The organism is Coleofasciculus sp. C1-SOL-03, from assembly GCF_040220555.1.
In the GTDB taxonomy this organism is placed as follows: Bacteria; Cyanobacteriota; Cyanobacteriia; order Cyanobacteriales; family Coleofasciculaceae; genus Coleofasciculus.
In genome coordinates this window covers 121,241-138,068 of record NZ_JAVJUO010000024.1, presented here as the reverse complement: position 1 = coordinate 138,068, position 16,828 = coordinate 121,241, and the positions used below count along the sequence as shown (strand labels likewise).

The following is a 16,828-nucleotide window of genomic DNA, read 5'->3' as shown; positions in this document are numbered from 1 at the left end:
AGTGCCACGACACGTCCTTGGTTCTCGGACAATTGTCGTGGCACGTCATGGGGAACGCAGATGTAGTGTTGACCATGATGGAACACCAATCGACAATCCCCAATATTGTCGGGCAACTGTTCTGTGTAGCGTATCTTACCCTCATTTAAGACAAAGCTCTGGTGTTTAAAGAGGAGTTTCGATACAATAGTAGATAAAGTCCATTCTCTAACTATTTAGAGAAAAACTACCCCCTTAGAGGCAAATTTGATTTATCATACCACAATCTACCAATCAATGGGCAGTAGTTGCAAGTATTCACCACAACCAAAAGAAGCTCACGAACCTGCTGATGGCAGAGGAACTCAAGATTGAGCATGAGGATTCTACAAAATTAGATCCGACAAAATTAGATCCGTGTATTCAAAGATTAGGGTGCTAGTATACAAAATCTGGACAAACCTTTATTATAACTCATACCTGAGTGTAGAGAGTCTGGTTTGAGAAAAATGAGATCAAAAAACGCGGCAATAGCCCGTGTCATGCATCCAGTCCACCAACAAAAAGTTAGGGGTTTTTTAAGTGATTGCTGTATCATCTTTGCGCCCAGTTGAACGTAACTGGGGAACCATTAGCTTTGCTTCTACCCTTTACCTTTGCCCAATTCTCGACCTACTTGTCGAACAAATTCCGCGCAAGTGGCGACCAGAGATCCGACTTGGACTCCAAGAGGCATTGGTAAATGCGGCAAAGCACGGCAATAATTTAGACCCGAGTAAGACCGTAATGGTTCACTTTTGTGTCATCGATGATGAATATTGGTGGATAATCTCAGATCAAGGTTCCGGCTTTTCTCCGCCTTGTCGTCAAGGAGAGACTAGCGACAGTTTTCCCCATGATGAATCAGAAAATGGTAGAGGGTTATGCCTCCTCTACCAAATTTTCGATCAAGTTCACTGGAATCCTCAGGGGACTGAATTACGAGTGTGCAAACACATGAAGAGTCGATCAAGGTTACCCTTGATTCCCTAGCGATCGCGATTTCCATGAGTTGGGCAAGGGGGGGCTGAGATTGAGCGATCTAGCCATCCTGACGCCTGACGCAATCGAACCAGAGCTTCCTCTGGTTGTTCTTTGAGCAGAAAGACTAAAGCCGCCGCTGCTTGCTCCTTGGCTCTAGCTGGGCGATTTGACTTTAATCGATGCCAATCTTGGGGTGTGATCCCTAAGCGTTCTGCCAAGGCTTGGGCAAGTTCTAGGGTACTGGCATCTTTGAGACTATCGGTTTTGGTCAATTCCATCAGTCTAGATATAAGAGTTGGTTAAGCGAATCTCACGGCTGAAACCCCTAGTAAAAGAGGGCATAAGGCTGCACTTGTTTATCGTGTCTGCTTTTGCGTCTATTGTTAACTACGGGGGTTATGTCCACGCCCGTTGTACTAGGGTTTCGTGTTTGATTGTAGATCTTTTTTCGCCCATCGACTGTTCCCTATTCCCTATTTCCTTATGAGCGCTGATTGGGATCAGAATCAGCAACATCCCGATGCTGACGAATTTGAGCAAGTGTTATCTGAGGTCGAGCGATCGCTAGAAGCTCTTAAAGAGCGCTATGCACAAGTCCAACGGGATCAACAGCGACAAGCTCAGCTTCAGCACCGTCGCGAGCAAATTAGACGATCCCCACGTCAAATCCGTAACCCACCCGCCTTAAAAGCTGAACTCCGGCAAATTAAGGAGCAGCTAGAAACCATTGAACTCAATCTAGAGAGTCGCCTTTTTTCCTGGAGTGCTTTGAAAGAACCCTTTTGGCAAGCCGTTCGCTTTGGCGGACTGGGGATTGCGATCGGCTGGTTGCTCAAATCTTGTGCCGGTTAATCGGTAGGGGCGACCCGCCTGCATCAATTAACAATCCCAGTTAGCTCAATGGTATCGGGTCGCCCTCCACTCAATGTCCTCGCCTCACCCTCTTCTCCTTGCCAATTGGCGACAAAACCCTTCACAATAGTTAACGAACCGCCCAATCTGCCCATCCTGTTTCTACCCGGATTTCTCGTCGCCGAGCTTGAAGGATTGATCCACACCAAGGCAGTGGAACTATCTATCTCCGGCTCATGACCAATCCCCCGTCCATTCAAAAAAATAATTGATCCTATTGTGTTTTACATTGATCCCCAATCGGAATTCCTATTCAACTGACGCTAAAACCAGCTAAATGAATTGTCCAGATAAGGACAAACCGGGTAGGACTGATTCTGATAAACTGTCAAAATTATGCAAAAGAAACCGATCGCACAACTTTTACGCACGGGTCAGCCGGATGAAACCGTAACCATCCAAGGCTGGGTACGCACGAAACGAGAACTTAAAGAGTTTGCCTTTATGGAGGTGAATGATGGCTCCTGTTTGGCAAATTTGCAAGTGATCCTGAATCCCGACGTACCGGAGTATCAAACGATTCTCCAACAGGTCAACACTGGGGCGTCTGTAGAAGTGGCTGGCGTATTGGTGCCGTCTCCGGGAAAAGGACAACGAATTGAATTGAGGGCAAATTCGGTGCAGGTGTATGGGGAAGCCGATCCCGCCACTTATCCGCTACAGAAGAAACGCCATTCCTTTGAATTTTTGCGAACCATTGGGCATCTGCGATCGCGTACCAATACAATCGGTGCTGTGTTACGAGTGCGTAACGCTTGTGCTAGTGCTATCCACCAGTTCTTTCAGGAACGGGGATTTTTGTGGATTCACAGCCCGATTATCACCGCAAGCGATTGTGAAGGGGCGGGAGAACTGTTTACCGTAACCAATCTCAACCTCAACGAGATTCCCAAAACCGAAGATCAATTGGTGGACTTTAGCCAAGACTTCTTTGGACGCCAAGCCTACCTGACGGTTAGTGGTCAACTGCAAGCCGAGGTGATGGCGATGACATTTGGGAATGTGTATACCTTTGGTCCGACATTCCGGGCGGAAAATTCCAATACCTCCCGCCATTTAGCCGAGTTTTGGATGGTGGAACCGGAAATGGCATTCTGTGATTTACAGGGCGATATGGACTTGGCGGAGGAGTTTCTCAAATATGTATTCTCCTCGGTACTCGAGAACTGTCCCGAAGACATGGAATTTTTCAATAAGCGGATTGATAATACCGTTCTGGCAACAGCGGACAATATTATCAACAACCAGTTTGAGCGCATTACCTATACGGATGCGATCACGCAATTAGAAAAAGCTGACCGCAAGTTCGAGTATCCCGTGGAGTGGGGGACAGACTTACAGTCGGAACATGAACGCTATTTGGCAGAGGAACTCTTTCAGAAACCGGTTATAGTGAGCGATTACCCCATAGGGATCAAGGCATTCTATATGCGTTTGAACGAGGACGGCAAAACCGTCGCCGCCATGGACGTACTCGCGCCGAAGATTGGGGAAATTATTGGTGGTTCCCAACGGGAGGAACGCCTCGATGTCCTCCAGCAGCGCATCCAGAATCAGGGAATGAATCCAGAGGAGTTGTGGTGGTATCTAGACTTGCGGCGCTATGGTACCGTTGCCCATGCAGGATTTGGTTTAGGATTTGAGCGATTAGTGCAGTTTATGACAGGGATGGGAAATATACGAGACGTGATTCCCTTCCCCCGCACACCCTTGAGTGCCGAATTTTAACCGTTTCCAGTCAAATTCCGTCTAACACTAAACCCGCCCTTCCCAGGGAGCAGCCAATTCTTCGGTAAAATCTCAGTGATACCAAATCGGCTCTGAGAAACGTGTTAATTCTTCTTATCGATTCAGCTTTTGAATCAATTTACGGATTCCCCAAGCACCCATAGCGAATAAACCTAATGCTGTAGACGCTTCTGGAATATCGACGGGTTCTGAATCGGTGGGAATTCGAGTAATGGCAACTGCATCAAGATAGGATCGATTTTTGCGGAACCGAAAACTGAGGGATTCAAAATAGTCTTGACCTTCCAGATTATCTTGGATACTGACGCTCATGGGTAGGGTTGAACCGTCTTTAGCGGAAAACACTTGCCAATTATCATTCAGCCAATAGTAAGGTGTAACTTCAACCGTATCCACTCCCGTTTTACTGAGCGTGAGTCGGAAATTCTCGTAAGTTTCAGTATCAGGAAATTGATCCGGAACAACCAGTTCTTGCTCGACTTCATGGGGAATATGAAAGCCGGGATCAACGTAAAGTAAATAGGGTAAATTGCGGAAATTGCCATCACGGGGAGAAATAGGACGGATATTCCAGTTAATTTGGCGCGGTTCCTGGGTATCTGTTGGCGCAACATTCAGTTCCATAAAGAACTTACCCAGTTCGGGTTTGCTTCGGTCTGTGCGAGCGCTCCAGTAAAGAGCGATATCACCATCATCTAAATCCAGTCTATTTAAGGATGAGAGATCGTAGTAGGCTGATGCCCAATTCGCCTCCGGATTAGCCTGAAGTTCACCTTGATCAACGGTGGTATCGTTTAGCTGCCAATCGTCGGCGTGATCAAATGTGCTGTGATAAATTTCTTGCTCATTCGGATTATAGGTAAAAAAATTCGCCGCTTGCGCTTTTGCCGTTACACCCGCGACGAAGGCGACTGATAGTAAAAATGTTAATTTAAGTTTCACGGAATTACCTCTACGCACGAGTTTTGTATACTCGCCATCATAATTAACCTTCACCAGCGAATAGGTAAAATCCGCATAAAATTACCTGCTCAATCTATAAATTCTTGGCAAACTTATTTTATTTATTTGAATAAATTTAGTTTTGTTAACTTATGTAAATTTTTGAGGCGTGATTTTCACAGATTACCTCCTTGACTGCAACTTGGTATGAGTGGCGTGGCAGTACCCAATCACCACTTCAAAAATGCGGCATCTGATCCCTGTTCGCGGCGAATCTTACTGTCTTTTTCAAACCAATCAATCACCTGCTGAGGCGTCAATTCTTCAACCGCTACTCCTGTGTCTTGGGCAATATGGGTTAAAAGGCGTAGGGATGAAATGGTTAATCGGGTTAAAAACTTCTCATGGGATGCGAGTAACGCTTGATCTACTGCAGCAGATTCCTCTGGACTTAAAAATTGTGTTGTCGGTTGTTGGGACATAAGAAAGTGGAGGTGCAGGGAAAGTCAATCTGTAGGGGCGGGTTTTACCCATAACGTTGTGGCACAAAACCGATAACTTGACTAAACCCGCCCTTCTTGGGGAGATGGGGAAGATGAGGAAGCAAAGGACAAAGGACAAAGGACAAAGGACAAAGGACAAATGACCAATGACCAATAACAAACTATTTCGCCTGAATCAAATAGCCACACTGATGTTCTCCTTGATTAATCCAGTGGGTGCGCTCGACTTGACAATCGGGTAGGATAGCGGCAAACATTTCTAACTCATGTCCGCAGACGCTGGGAAAGGATTCAGCGACGTTGGAAATTGCACAGTTGTGTTCTCGGAAAATAAACTGGTTATGAGTCTGGTCACTAGCATCGCTGGATTCAACTGGATACCATTCCGCCATGTATCCTTCACTTTGGCGCAGTTCGACCAATTTAGCCACTCGTTCGGCTAATGAACCTTGACCCAAAAGCTGGCGGTATTCCATGGCTTTGCGTTCCCACTGTTTCTGGAGGATGGTACTCACCTGATCCCGACCCACGGTTTCTTCCAGGGTGTCTAGCAAAGACACGGCAAACTCACCATAGTGGTTAGGGAAGCGATCGCGTCCTTTTTTGCTGAGTTGGTAAACGTGCTGGGGACGCCCCATTCCCATGGATACCGACTCATACTCAATTAGTCCCTCGGCTTCCAAATCCTTCAGGTGACGGCGAATGGCTTGGGGACTAATATCCAGCGCTTCGGCTAATGCATGGGCGATCGCTCGCTCCTGTTTGAGTAAATACTGTAAAATGTCTTGCTTGGTAGAAGATTGCTGAGTGGTGGTCATCGGCTTTTGGGGTGAAATCACGCTTGTGTTAGGGCAAGAGAAGAAATTTAGTTGACTTTGACAACATCTTAGTTGTTAATATAACCTACAATAGAGTTAAACAACAAAGGTGTTGTTTTAGTCTAGAGCTAGTGCAACGTTACCGCAATCAGCCAGAACCCAGTCAAACTGGTAACCACAGACGAACCACTTCCCATCCTTAATCGAAGAGAGAACACACAAGCGAATGACTGCTACCGTTAAAAAATTAGTCAACCAGCCCTACAAGTACGGCTTTGTCACCGACATCGAAGCCGATACCATTCCCCGTGGCTTGAGTGAAGACGTAGTCCGCCTGATCTCCGCCAAGAAGAACGAACCGGAGTTCATGCTAGAGTTTCGCCTCAAAGCCTATCGCCAATGGCTGAAAATGGAGGAACCGACGTGGCCCCACGTTCACTATCCACCGATCAACTATCAGGATATCATTTACTACTCCGCTCCGAAGAAGAAAACGGAAAAGCTGAACAGCCTAGAGGACGTTGACCCCGCCCTGCTGGAAACCTTTGAAAAGCTGGGGATTCCCCTATCTGAACAGAAGCGACTGTCGAACGTGGCGGTAGATGCGATTTTCGATAGCGTTTCCGTCGCCACCACGTTTAAAGAAAAGTTAGGGGAAGCGGGCGTTATCTTTTGTTCCATCTCCGAAGCGCTACAAGAACACCCAGAATTGGTGCAGAAATATCTGGGTAGCGTAGTCCCCGTGGGCGATAATTACTTTGCTGCTTTGAACTCGGCGGTATTTAGTGACGGTTCCTTTGTGTTTATTCCCAAAGGCGTGGAATGTCCCATGGAACTGTCCACCTATTTCCGGATTAATACTGGAGAAACGGGACAGTTTGAACGCACCTTGATTGTCGCCGAAGAAGGGAGTTCGGTGAGTTACTTAGAAGGGTGTACCGCCCCCATGTACGACACCAACCAACTCCACGCCGCCGTTGTCGAACTCGTCACCCTAGATAACGCTGAGATTAAATACTCCACCGTGCAAAACTGGTTTGCAGGGGATGAAAAGGGTAAAGGCGGAATCTATAACTTTGTCACCAAGCGCGGCTTGTGCAAAGGGGTTAACTCCAAGATTTCCTGGACACAGGTGGAAACGGGTTCAGCGATTACCTGGAAGTATCCCAGTTGTGTTTTGGTTGGAGATAACTCCGTGGGTGAGTTTTACTCCGTGGCGTTAACCAATAACATGCAGCAAGCCGACACCGGAACCAAAATGGTGCATATTGGCAAAAATACCCGTAGCACGATTATTTCTAAAGGGATTTCCGCTGGCAATTCTCAGAATAGCTATCGGGGATTAGTGAAAGTGAGTCCGAAAGCTAAAGGGGCGCGGAATTATTCCCAATGCGATTCCATGTTAATTGGGGATACCGCTGAGGCAAATACGTTCCCTTATATTCAAGTCGAAAATAATAAGGCGAAGGTGGAACACGAAGCCTCAACCTCAAAAATTGGCGAGGATCAGCTTTTCTACTTTACCCAACGGGGAATCTCCGAAGAAGATGCGGTTTCCATGATTGTTAGTGGGTTCTGTCAGGATGTCTTCAACGAACTACCCATGGAATTTGCCGCTGAAGCCGATAAATTATTGAGTCTGAAATTAGAAGGAACCGTGGGTTAAGGATTGGGGAAATACTATGGCGCGTCTGTAGGGGCGGGTTTTACGACTATCGTTTGAAATGGTGCGTTACGCTTGAAATGGTGCGTTACGCTACCCTGCGGGAACGCTTCGCGAACGCTAACGCACCCTACCGCACCCTACACCCGCCCTGACTGTAGAGACGTAGCATGCTACGTCTTGAACATCCCATCTATTTGAATTGGCACAAATGTGTAGTAAAAGGCAATGATTAGAGAAAATAGCGACGTAATCTTATCCGTCCGCAATTTGACGGCAAATGTTGAAGGACAACAAATTCTTAACGGCTTAAACCTAGAGGTGAAGGCGGGAGAAATTCACGCCATCATGGGGCAGAATGGCTCCGGTAAAAGCACCTTTTCTAAGCTTTTAGCCGGACACCCCGCCTACGAAGTTACCGGGGGCGAGATCACCTTTCTGGGGCAAAATCTGCTGGAACTCGAACCCGAAGAACGGGCATTAGCTGGCATATTTCTAGCGTTTCAGTATCCCTTAGAAATTCCCGGTGTCAGCAATTTAGACTTCTTGCGCGTCGCTTATAATTCCCGCCGTAAGCATCAGGGATTAGAGGAAATTGATACGTTTGATTTTGAAGATCTCATAGAAGAAAAGCTGGAAATTGTCAAGATGAATCCCAGCTTCTTAGAACGGAGTTTAAATGAAGGCTTCTCTGGCGGCGAGAAGAAGCGGAATGAGATTCTACAGATGGCGCTGTTAGAACCAAAAATGGCGATTTTAGATGAAACGGATTCTGGTTTGGATATTGACGCGCTGAAGATTGTCGCCAATGGGGTAAATCAATTGGCAACTCCGGACAATGCCATGATTTTGATTACTCACTACCAGCGGATGCTCAATTATATTGAACCCGATTATGTCCATGTTATGGCAGGAGGGCGCATCCTCAAAACCGGGGGTAAGGAATTGGCATTAGAATTAGAATCCCGTGGTTATGACTGGGTAATAGAAGAAGCGGCGGCTGAGGTGATTGCCTGATGAGTATACAACTATCTGCAAAACCGGAACTTTCCTATTTAAAGGCGTTATTAGACCAATGTCGCCAGGATGAACCCATTGTCGGGGGAGAATTAAACGCCACTCTCCAACAATTGCGGGATCAAGCGGCGGCGATTGTGGAAGAATTAGCGATTCCTAGCCGTCGGGATGAAGAATGGCGGTTTACGGATTTGTCGCCATTATTGGCGGTGAATTTCCAAGGAGTTGAGGCGTTTTTTGAACAATTCCTGCAACATTTAGACCTAACTTCCCTCACCCTACCCGAAACCCCGGATAGTCGATTAGTCTTTGTCAATGGGGTGTATGCGCCGGATTTATCGTCGGTGAGTGGATTACCTGAAGGCGTATATGTGGGGAATTTGGCGGGTTTACCCGATGCGTATCAGGGACGAATCTCCAATTATTTAGGCAAGCAACAAGGCGCGTCTGATGTTTTCGCCGCCCTGAATACATCGGGACTCACGGATGCGGCGGTGGTGTGGATACCCAAAAATAGAATAGTGGAGACACCGATTCATCTGCTGTTTATTTCCACCACTGACGACGTACCTGTAATATGCCAACCGCGCTGTCTCGTTGTCGCGGAAGCGGGTTCGGTGGTGAATCTGATTGAACATTTCGCGGCGAATGTGGAAGGATGTCCCGATATTCCGGTAAATCGTCCTTATTTTAATAACCAAGTGACAGAGATTTGGATTGAGGATAACGCCCAGGTTATCCATACCCGGAATCAGCGAGAAGCGATGGATGGGTTCCACATTGGCAAAACAGCCGTCACTCAAGCCCGGAATAGCCGCTATACCTGTAACGCGATTAGTTTAGGGGCGAGACTCTCCCGGCATAATTTAGAAATCGCGCAAACGGGTGAAGCGACGGAAACCACGCTGAACGGGTTAACCATGATTGGTGGGGAACAGGTAGCCGATACCCACAGTGCTGTACTGTTGAATCATCCTCATGGCATGACCGACCAGTTGCACAAATGTATCATAGATGACCGGGCGCATGGAGTCTTCAATGGTAAGGTTTTCGTGCCGCAAGCGGCTCAATTTACCAATGCGGCTCAATTGAATCGCAATTTATTGCTGTCCGCTAAAGCCCGTGTGAATACCAAACCGCAATTGGAAATTACGGCTGACCAAGTAAAATGTTCTCACGGTGCTACGGTGAGTCAATTAGACCCGGAGGATGTGTTCTATTTACAAAGTCGGGGACTGAATGAAACCAATGCCCGGAATCTGTTAATTGATGCCTTTGTCGCGGAAATTCTCCAACGGATTCCTGTGGACTCCCTGCGGCAAAGACTTGCCCAATGTGCGATGTGTAGAACAATTTAGTAATAGGGAACGGAAATGAGTCGTGAAAAAGGGTAGATGTTTTTTTAACACAGAAAAAAGGCTGTATTCCTTTCCCTCTGTTCCCTATTCCCTATTCCCTGTTCCCTGTTCCCTCGACCAATAACCAATGACCATCACCCAAGAAAAAACCCTAGCTGCTATCGTCCGTTCTGACTTTCCCATTTTGCAGGAGAAAGTTCACGATAAACCGTTAATTTATCTTGACAGTGCTGCCACCTCTCAGAAGCCGTTAGCGGTGATTAAGGCGCTGCAAAATTATTATGAAAGGGACAATGCCAATGTCCACCGAGGCGCCCATGCGTTGAGTGTCCGCGCCACAGAAGCGTATGAGTCAGCGCGGGATAAGGTGGCGGCGTTTGTGAATGCGGCGTCGCGGAATGAGATTGTGTTTACCCGGAATGCTTCAGAAGCGATTAACTTGGTGGCGTATAGCTGGGGATTAAATCGTTTGCAGCCAGGGGATGAAATCATTCTCTCGGTGATGGAACATCACAGCAATATGGTACCCTGGCAAATCATTGCCCAGAAGACGGGGGCGGTGTTGAAGTATGTGGAACTGACGGAAACTCAGGCGTTTGATTTAGACCAGTTTAAGTCTCTGATTTCTGAGAAGACGAAGTTAGTTAGTGTGGTGCATGTCTCGAATACGTTGGGGTGTATTAACCCGGTGGAGGAGATTTGTGCGATCGCGCATGAGTATGGCGCTAAGGTATTGATTGATGCTTGCCAATCTGTGCCTCATATGCCAATTGATGTTCAGGGGATGGACTGTGACTGGTTAGTGGCATCGGGTCACAAAATGTGTGCGCCTACAGGGATTGGTTTCTTGTATGGCAAGTTAGACTTGTTGCTGGACATGCCGCCGTTTATGGGTGGCGGTGAGATGATTTCGGAAGTCTTTCTCGACTATTCCACCTACGCCGAATTGCCCCACAAATTTGAAGCCGGAACCCCTGCGATTGGGGAAGCGATCGCGCTGGGTGCGGCGGTAGACTATTTAATGGGGATTGGTATGGATAAAATCCATGCCTATGAGGAGGAATTGACGGCGTATCTGTTCCAGCAATTACGGGATGTTCCTGATTTGACTCTGTATGGTCCCCAACCGACAGCAGAGGGGAAAGGAAGGGCGGCTTTGGCATCCTTTAATGCGAAGGGATTAGCAGCAAGTGATGTGTCTACTCTATTAGACCATGAAGGAGTAGCGATTCGTTCCGGTCATCACTGTACTCAACCGTTGCACCGCATTTTAGAGGTAGCAGGTTCGGCGCGGGCGAGTTTGTATTTTTACAATACGCGGGAAGAGATTGATGTGTTTGTTCAGGCGTTGAAAGAGACGATTGACTTTTTTAAGAGTGTTATGGAGTAGAGTTGTGGGGTGGGTAATGCCTACCCTACAGTTTTGGGTGGTTAGGGATTTTTTTTAACGCAGAGGTACGCAGAGGTAAGCGCAGAGGGACGCAGAGGTTTTTTTAGAGAGTAGGTTCGTGCCATTCAACTGAGATTATATAGGGATAGAACCAGATAATTGTTATTATATCCAAAATGAACCTGCTGTTCGAGGTCGGCAAGATATTGATTTAGACATTGATCCGCCGCCTGACTTAGCGATTGAAATTGATATGACCAGTAGTTCTGTAGATAAGTTGAGGATTTACTCGGCGCTAGGTGTCCCTGAAATTTGGCGGTATAACGGGCAGGTTTTGCGCTTCTATCAATGGGTAGAAGGACACTATGTTGAGTGTGAATCTAGTTTGGCTTTTCCTTTGGTATCTGTGAGTGCAATGAGCCGATTTATTCAGCAGCGTAAAACAATGGGCGAAATTGCGCTGTTGAAAGCGTTTCGCGCTTGGGTGAGAGAAAATTTATAAATAAAGTATGAAATACAGATGTGGTACCGCTAAAATAGGGGAATAAGCTGTCACGCATTTAAATTAGGTATGAGTAGCGAGCAGGATGTTCGCACTACAGGGATTTCGTCCTTATCACCGTAGGAGTCATCAGCTATGGGCATTGAGAATAGAAGATGGAAAGGATTATTTGCTCCCACTGAAGTTGTTGAACTCAAACAGATGTGTTTAACCCCTGGACAGATGTTTCAACCGGGAAAATATAAGGCTGAAGATTTACCGGAAATTGCCTTTGAAATGGGTTTGGTTGAGAGTGTGGCAAATGGGGAAACTCAACAGGATAAAGTTGATCCGGCTGCTGAAAACGAGTAAACTAAAACGCATTTAAATTGTGTATTTTCTGTTGCCTGTTCCCTAATCTCAACCTTATGTGGAATGTCACGATCCTTAAGGCTGGTGGGCAATGTCCACGATGGCGGACTGACACAGCTAAGATTGTGGAATAGATTTGACGTTTAAACCGGGCGCAAGCCTTGCGCCCCTACAATGCTAATCTACCACTTAAGGTGTGCCAAGCTACTACTGGCGTGACTATTGCCTATTCCCTATTCCCTCTCCCCACTACAAGACTTATTCAGCAGCCCCTACTTATGACAACCAATCCTTATGCTTGGTTAGAAGACTCTCTTGCTACTATCCATAAAGCCAATTGGTATCGTTCAGTGCAAACGCTGCACAATCGTCCCGGTGCGGTGGTCAAACTGGAAGGGCAAGAAGTCATTAATTTTGCTAGTAATGATTATTTAGGATTGGCGGGAGATGAACGTTTAATTCAAGCCGCGATTACAGCAACTCAGCACTATGGTACAGGTAGTACCGGGTCTCGGTTACTCAGTGGACATCGGGAATTGCATCGAGAATTGGAATGTGCGATCGCCTCTCTGAAACAAACTGAAGATGCACTGGTATTTAGTTCGGGTTATCTGGCAAATTTAGGTGCGATCGCGGCTTTAGTCGGGAAGCGAGATCTGATTCTGGCAGATCAGTATAATCACTCTAGTCTCAAGAATGGGGCAATTTTAAGTGGTGCGACGGTAATCAACTATAGCCACAGGGATATGGAAGATTTAAAGCATCAACTGGTTCACTATCGTCACAATTACCGCCGTTGTCTGATTGCGACTGATAGCGTTTTTAGTATGGATGGGGATTTATGTCCCTTGCCAGACATTCTCTCACTAGCGGATCAATTTAGCAGCATGGTATTAGTCGATGAAGCCCACGCGACGGGTGTTTTAGGTGTTACAGGTGCAGGCTGTGTAGAACATTTGGGTTGTACGAAATATCCCTTAATTCAAATGGGAACATTGAGTAAAGCATTGGGGAGTTTGGGGGGATATATTGCGGGTTCAGCGACTCTAATTGATTTCTTGAGAAATCGCGCCCCTAGCTGGATTTATACTACTGGATTATCTCCGGCTGATACGGCGGCGGCGTTAACGGCGATTGAAATTGTCCAAAAAGAACCGCAACGTCGCGATCGACTGTGGCAGAATGTAGAAATGCTCAAGTCTTTGATTCAGCAAAAGTTATCTGGGCTGAATGTATTGCCGTCTGAATCTCCAATTCTGTGCCTTCAATTTCCCAGCGTTAAAGACGTTCTAATCACGGCACAACAGCTAAAAACGGCAGGTATTTTCGCCCCAGCCATTCGTCCTCCCACGGTTCCCACCAGTCGGATTCGCATTTCGGTTATGGCAACTCATGAAGCGACTCACTTTCAGTTATTAGTGCAATCACTGCTGCGGGGGTTGGCTTAATTAGAGGCTGCTGAATAAGTGTTGTGGTGAGGGAAGATGGGGAAGATGGGGGAGCTGGGGGAGCAGAGGGAGCAGAGGGAGCTGGGGAAGATGAGGAAATTGTAGGGGCGGGTTTTACCATTAACATTTGCTTTTCACCCTGATGTCACTAAACCCGCCCCAACGGATGACAAACTCAGCATCTTCGGATTCAAATTTAACCTTGTTGTAAGCATCAGTTAAGGAAATTTCAAAATCGAGTGAGGAGAAGGCGATCGCCTCATCAGATTCGTCATATTCTCGCAATGACCATTGTTTAGCGTCTATCTTAGAAAAATGTTCGACATATCGTTTAGTTTGATCCAGGAGTAAATATTCCCGAAAACTGGGAATTGTACGGTAAGCTTGAAACTTGTCACTGCGGTCATAGCCTTGGGTGGATTTTGACAAAATCTCGATAATCACCTGAGGATTCGTAATTGTGTCAGTGCGGTTATGGTAATAGTCAGGTTCTCCTGAAATAACCATGACAGCCTAAACAGTCATTATTCCCTTGTGCCTTGCAACCTTCTTCCTTACCTTCTGCCCTCTGCCTCCTGCCTTCTGCCTTGTCTCTACCGATAGTGTAAGTATTCTACCGGACATGATATGACTCAAAAGTCGATGAGAACTCGATAAGAACTCGAACAACTCCATCACGAACTCAAATCACCACCGGATTTAATAGCAATTAGCAAGAGAAAATCCTTGCGATTAACCGAGTTCACGAGGACATTCATGTGTTATCCCAAGTTTTGGCACAGGCGACGACTCAATCAACCTTTCGGATTACTCCCCCTATATTTTGGCTGATTGTAGGTATTCTACTTTGCCTAGTTGAATTCCTTATCCCCAAATCTTGGGCGAAGCGATTCCGGTTTATTGCCCTGATGATGGGTGTAGGTGCGCTACTTGTCTCATTGATTGTATGGCAGGGCGCGATCGCACTGGGGTTTGAGTGGCAATTTCTGATGTATGACGGGTTTAGCTTACAGGTGATGTATTGGATGGGATTATCCTTTGCCTTTGCTATCTGGTTGCGCCCGATATTGATTCGGCGTCCTAAATATACTATCCCAGAAGCAACTCAAGCCCAGGTGTTAACCGAGATATTACCGGGAGAAACGGGACGAGTGATGTATGAGGGTTCCTCTTGGCAAGCCTGTTGTGCCGATCCGCAGCTTGCGATCGCACCCAACCAAACGGTTTATGTGGTGCGGCGAGAGGATAATACCTTGATTGTAATGCCATGAGTTACTCTTTCCTCGTTTGTCCTTTATAAAAGGTAGGCGTATGCTAAATTATCGTGCGATCGCGCTGGTTCGTAGTTGCGCTTTAGCGCCAGTTCTATCTCTAGTCTTGTTCAGTTTAACTAGCTGCAAAACCCCGCAATCCCAACCTCCTAACCCCAGCCGAACAAAAAAATCCGCCGCCGCATCTCAGTCTTCTATTTGAAAATAGTCAGATGTTCACATTACTGCTAATGCAGGCAGAAGTAAATCGCATTGATGCCCAAACCATTCTGGCACAAGCGACTACGAAGTCAGCCTTTATCCCTCATCCATCCCTATTCTGGTTAGGTAGCGGTGTTGTACTTTGCCTACTGGAATTGTTTCTGCCGAAAACCTTTAGCCAAAAATTCCGACTTGTGCCTCTGTCAATGGGAATTATTTCCCTAATCATAGCATTTAGCTTGTTGAGAATGACAAGATTTATCGCATTTCGCTGGCAGGTGGCTTACTGGATGGTACTGTCTACCGCCTCGGTTATCTGGATACGTCCGATGTTACTCAAGCGGAAGAAATTTAAAGTTCCCGAAGCAACGGAAGCCAAAACATTAACGGAAATTTTACCTGGAGAAACTGGACGAGTTCTCTATGAAGGCAGTTCTTGGGCGGCGCGTTGTCAAGAACGGCAAATGAGTATCCCGGCTAATTTAACCGTTTATGTTGTCGGACAAGACGATAACACGTTAATTGTTCTACCAGAACATTTGTTTCGGTCTTAATTGGTTCATGGTTCATGGTTCATGGTTCATCGTCGGTCAAGTATTCCTAGAAACCGGGTTTCTCGTGAGGATGACAACGCCATATCAACCTTTCACTCCAAGAAACCCGGTTTCTTAACCGATGTCCTAGGACTCTACATGACTAATGTCTGAGGCGTTCACGTTCAAGTTAATCTCATTGTACTCAAGAGGAGAATTAAAATGTATCAGTGGTTTTTTATGGCATTTATCGCGCTAACAGGTACAACCTTAGCGGGGAGTGTCAAGATTATTAAGCAAGGAGAAGAGGCATTAGTTGAAACTCTGGGTCGATATGATGGTAAAAAACTGGAACCTGGTCTAAATTTTGTTATCCCATTCCTAGATCAGATTGCTTGCCAGGAAACGATTCGCGAACAAGTATTAGAGATTCCACCGCAAAATTGCATTACTCGTGATAATGTTTCAATTGGAGTGGATGCTGTGGTGTATTGGCGGGTCATTAATCTGGAAAAATCCTATTACAAAGTTCAGAACCTGAAAGCCGCCATGGTCAATTTAGTATTAACTCAAATTCGCTCAGAAATGGGAAAACTTGAACTGAACCAAACCTTTACCGCCCGCACCGAAGTGAATGAAATGCTATTGCGGGAATTAGATATTGCCACCGCCCCTTGGGGAGTCAAGGTAACACGGGTAGAATTGCGAGATATTGTGCCATCTAAAACCGTGCAAGGGGCGATGGAATTACAGATGTCAGCCGAACGGAAAAAACAGGCGGCAATTCTGACATCAGAAGGAGAACGAGAAGCTGTTGTTAATAGTGCCAGGGGTGAAGCAGAGGCACAAATTATTGAAGCACAAGCGCGTCAACGGGCGGCTATTTTGGAGGCGGAAGCGCAACAAAAGCAGCAAGTTCTCAAGGCGCAAGGGACAGCCACGGCGATGGATATTATTGGCAAAAAGCTACAAACTGATCCCTCATCCGCCCAAGCGTTACAGTTTTTATTGGCGCAAAACTATTTGGATATGGGCATAAAAATTGGCAGCAGTAACAGCAGTAAGGTGATGTTTATGGACCCGCGCACGATTCCGGCGACGTTAGATGGGATTGGTTCGATCATTACAGAGGAGAGTAATGGAGAGTTGAGTAAGTTGGCTTAGACGT

Annotated in this window: 18 protein-coding genes and 2 pseudogenes; 14 read left to right on the top strand and 6 right to left on the bottom strand. The window is 46.4% G+C overall.

Annotation, left to right across the window (positions count from 1 at the left end; all coding sequences use genetic code 11):
* Nucleotides 1-564 precede the first annotated feature (564 nt).
* Nucleotides 565-1,011 (top strand): ATP-binding protein, encoded by a 447-nt coding sequence (locus RIE73_RS04035; protein ID WP_446399965.1) that lies wholly within the window; start codon nucleotides 565-567, stop codon nucleotides 1,009-1,011.
* On the opposite strand, the gene RIE73_RS04030 is transcribed toward RIE73_RS04035, so the two are convergent.
* Complete coding sequence (locus RIE73_RS04030; protein ID WP_446399959.1) at nucleotides 1,008-1,280, bottom strand: DUF6439 family protein; 273 nt, start codon at nucleotides 1,278-1,280, stop codon at nucleotides 1,008-1,010. The genes RIE73_RS04035 and RIE73_RS04030 overlap by 4 nt on opposite strands.
* 205 nt (nucleotides 1,281-1,485) lie before the next feature.
* On the opposite strand from RIE73_RS04030, the gene RIE73_RS04025 reads away from it, so the two are divergent.
* The gene (locus RIE73_RS04025; protein WP_446399958.1) at nucleotides 1,486-1,854 is read left to right on the top strand and encodes a DUF2203 domain-containing protein; all 369 of its coding nucleotides are present in this window, start codon (nucleotides 1,486-1,488) and stop codon (nucleotides 1,852-1,854) included.
* Between the two features lie 23 nt (nucleotides 1,855-1,877).
* Here RIE73_RS04025 and RIE73_RS04020 read toward each other — a convergent pair whose 3' ends face one another.
* Complete coding sequence (locus RIE73_RS04020) at nucleotides 1,878-2,114, bottom strand: hypothetical protein (protein WP_446399957.1); 237 nt, start codon at nucleotides 2,112-2,114, stop codon at nucleotides 1,878-1,880.
* Between the two features lie 136 nt (nucleotides 2,115-2,250).
* Between RIE73_RS04020 and asnS the strand changes: the two genes are divergently transcribed.
* Entirely contained in the window at nucleotides 2,251-3,642 is a 1,392-nt protein-coding gene (asnS, locus tag RIE73_RS04015; protein ID WP_446399956.1) for an asparagine--tRNA ligase, read from the top strand.
* 114 nt (nucleotides 3,643-3,756) lie between these two features.
* Here the strand turns inward: asnS and RIE73_RS04010 are convergent, their stop codons facing one another.
* The 3 genes from RIE73_RS04010 to sufR all read right to left on the bottom strand — a co-directional run bounded on the left by RIE73_RS04010 (nucleotide 3,757) and on the right by sufR (nucleotide 5,926).
* On the bottom strand, nucleotides 3,757-4,605 hold the full coding sequence (locus RIE73_RS04010) for a hypothetical protein (protein WP_446399955.1): 849 nt from the start codon (nucleotides 4,603-4,605) through the stop codon (nucleotides 3,757-3,759).
* A 230-nt stretch (nucleotides 4,606-4,835) separates the two neighbouring features.
* Complete coding sequence (locus RIE73_RS04005; RefSeq protein WP_446399954.1) at nucleotides 4,836-5,087, bottom strand: hypothetical protein; 252 nt, start codon at nucleotides 5,085-5,087, stop codon at nucleotides 4,836-4,838.
* Between the two features lie 182 nt (nucleotides 5,088-5,269).
* Nucleotides 5,270-5,926 carry an iron-sulfur cluster biosynthesis transcriptional regulator SufR gene (sufR, locus tag RIE73_RS04000; RefSeq protein ID WP_446399953.1) on the bottom strand — a complete coding sequence of 219 codons (657 nt, stop codon included), beginning with the start codon at nucleotides 5,924-5,926 and terminating at the stop codon, nucleotides 5,270-5,272.
* A 226-nt stretch (nucleotides 5,927-6,152) separates the two neighbouring features.
* Between sufR and sufB the strand changes: the two genes are divergently transcribed.
* The 7 genes and pseudogenes from sufB (at nucleotide 6,153) to bioF (ending at nucleotide 13,655) form a co-directional block, all read left to right on the top strand.
* Nucleotides 6,153-7,592: a Fe-S cluster assembly protein SufB gene (gene sufB, locus RIE73_RS03995; protein ID WP_446399952.1), complete on the top strand. Its 1,440-nt coding sequence runs from the start codon at nucleotides 6,153-6,155 to the stop codon at nucleotides 7,590-7,592.
* 225 nt (nucleotides 7,593-7,817) lie between these two features.
* Nucleotides 7,818-8,606 carry a Fe-S cluster assembly ATPase SufC gene (sufC, locus tag RIE73_RS03990; RefSeq protein WP_446399951.1) on the top strand — a complete coding sequence of 263 codons (789 nt, stop codon included), beginning with the start codon at nucleotides 7,818-7,820 and terminating at the stop codon, nucleotides 8,604-8,606.
* On the top strand, nucleotides 8,606-9,964 hold the full coding sequence (gene sufD, locus RIE73_RS03985) for a Fe-S cluster assembly protein SufD (RefSeq protein WP_446399950.1): 1,359 nt from the start codon (nucleotides 8,606-8,608) through the stop codon (nucleotides 9,962-9,964). The genes sufC and sufD overlap by 1 nt, the downstream gene beginning before the upstream one ends.
* A 127-nt stretch (nucleotides 9,965-10,091) precedes the next feature.
* Complete coding sequence (locus tag RIE73_RS03980; protein WP_446399949.1) at nucleotides 10,092-11,354, top strand: SufS family cysteine desulfurase; 1,263 nt, start codon at nucleotides 10,092-10,094, stop codon at nucleotides 11,352-11,354.
* Nucleotides 11,355-11,496: 142 nt separating this feature from the next.
* A pseudogene (locus RIE73_RS03975) lies at nucleotides 11,497-11,856 on the top strand (Uma2 family endonuclease); the annotation flags it as partial.
* Nucleotides 11,857-11,991: 135 nt separating this feature from the next.
* A complete protein-coding gene (locus tag RIE73_RS03970; RefSeq protein WP_446399948.1) occupies nucleotides 11,992-12,207 on the top strand; it encodes a hypothetical protein in 216 nt (71 codons plus the stop codon).
* A gap of 278 nt (nucleotides 12,208-12,485) precedes the next feature.
* Nucleotides 12,486-13,655, top strand: a complete 1,170-nt coding sequence (gene bioF, locus RIE73_RS03965) for an 8-amino-7-oxononanoate synthase (protein ID WP_446399947.1) — start codon at nucleotides 12,486-12,488, stop codon at nucleotides 13,653-13,655.
* Between the two features lie 120 nt (nucleotides 13,656-13,775).
* On the opposite strand, the pseudogene RIE73_RS03960 reads toward bioF, so the two are convergent.
* Nucleotides 13,776-14,165 (bottom strand): annotated as a pseudogene (locus tag RIE73_RS03960) (Uma2 family endonuclease); the annotation flags it as partial.
* 248 nt (nucleotides 14,166-14,413) lie between these two features.
* On the opposite strand from RIE73_RS03960, the gene RIE73_RS03955 reads away from it, so the two are divergent.
* The 4 genes from RIE73_RS03955 (at nucleotide 14,414) to RIE73_RS03940 (ending at nucleotide 16,824) form a co-directional block, all read left to right on the top strand.
* A complete protein-coding gene (locus RIE73_RS03955; protein ID WP_446399946.1) occupies nucleotides 14,414-14,926 on the top strand; it encodes an NfeD family protein in 513 nt (170 codons plus the stop codon).
* Nucleotides 14,927-14,966: 40 nt separating this feature from the next.
* Nucleotides 14,967-15,128, top strand: a complete 162-nt coding sequence (locus RIE73_RS03950; RefSeq protein ID WP_446399945.1) for a hypothetical protein — start codon at nucleotides 14,967-14,969, stop codon at nucleotides 15,126-15,128.
* Between the two features lie 10 nt (nucleotides 15,129-15,138).
* Nucleotides 15,139-15,681, top strand: a complete 543-nt coding sequence (locus RIE73_RS03945; protein WP_446399944.1) for an NfeD family protein — start codon at nucleotides 15,139-15,141, stop codon at nucleotides 15,679-15,681.
* A gap of 201 nt (nucleotides 15,682-15,882) precedes the next feature.
* On the top strand, nucleotides 15,883-16,824 hold the full coding sequence (locus tag RIE73_RS03940; RefSeq protein WP_446399943.1) for an SPFH domain-containing protein: 942 nt from the start codon (nucleotides 15,883-15,885) through the stop codon (nucleotides 16,822-16,824).
* Nucleotides 16,825-16,828: the final 4 nt, after the last annotated feature.

What these genes read in the sequence shown, in the direction of transcription:
- RIE73_RS03940 (WP_446399943.1), top strand. Translation starts at nt 15,883, where the DNA reads ATGTATCAGTGGTTTTTTATGGCATTTATCGCGCTAACAGGTACAACC.
- sufB (WP_446399952.1), top strand. Translation starts at nt 6,153, where the DNA reads ATGACTGCTACCGTTAAAAAATTAGTCAACCAGCCCTACAAGTACGGC.
- sufC (WP_446399951.1), top strand. Translation starts at nt 7,818, where the DNA reads ATGATTAGAGAAAATAGCGACGTAATCTTATCCGTCCGCAATTTGACG.
- bioF (WP_446399947.1), top strand. Translation starts at nt 12,486, where the DNA reads ATGACAACCAATCCTTATGCTTGGTTAGAAGACTCTCTTGCTACTATC.
- RIE73_RS03970 (WP_446399948.1), top strand. Translation starts at nt 11,992, where the DNA reads ATGGGCATTGAGAATAGAAGATGGAAAGGATTATTTGCTCCCACTGAA.
- sufR (WP_446399953.1), bottom strand. Translation starts at nt 5,926, where the DNA reads ATGACCACCACTCAGCAATCTTCTACCAAGCAAGACATTTTACAGTAT.
- sufD (WP_446399950.1), top strand. Translation starts at nt 8,606, where the DNA reads ATGAGTATACAACTATCTGCAAAACCGGAACTTTCCTATTTAAAGGCG.
- RIE73_RS04005 (WP_446399954.1), bottom strand. Translation starts at nt 5,087, where the DNA reads ATGTCCCAACAACCGACAACACAATTTTTAAGTCCAGAGGAATCTGCT.
- RIE73_RS03945 (WP_446399944.1), top strand. Translation starts at nt 15,139, where the DNA reads ATGTTCACATTACTGCTAATGCAGGCAGAAGTAAATCGCATTGATGCC.
- RIE73_RS03950 (WP_446399945.1), top strand. Translation starts at nt 14,967, where the DNA reads ATGCTAAATTATCGTGCGATCGCGCTGGTTCGTAGTTGCGCTTTAGCG.
- RIE73_RS04030 (WP_446399959.1), bottom strand. Translation starts at nt 1,280, where the DNA reads ATGGAATTGACCAAAACCGATAGTCTCAAAGATGCCAGTACCCTAGAA.
- RIE73_RS03980 (WP_446399949.1), top strand. Translation starts at nt 10,092, where the DNA reads ATGACCATCACCCAAGAAAAAACCCTAGCTGCTATCGTCCGTTCTGAC.
- asnS (WP_446399956.1), top strand. Translation starts at nt 2,251, where the DNA reads ATGCAAAAGAAACCGATCGCACAACTTTTACGCACGGGTCAGCCGGAT.
- RIE73_RS04025 (WP_446399958.1), top strand. Translation starts at nt 1,486, where the DNA reads ATGAGCGCTGATTGGGATCAGAATCAGCAACATCCCGATGCTGACGAA.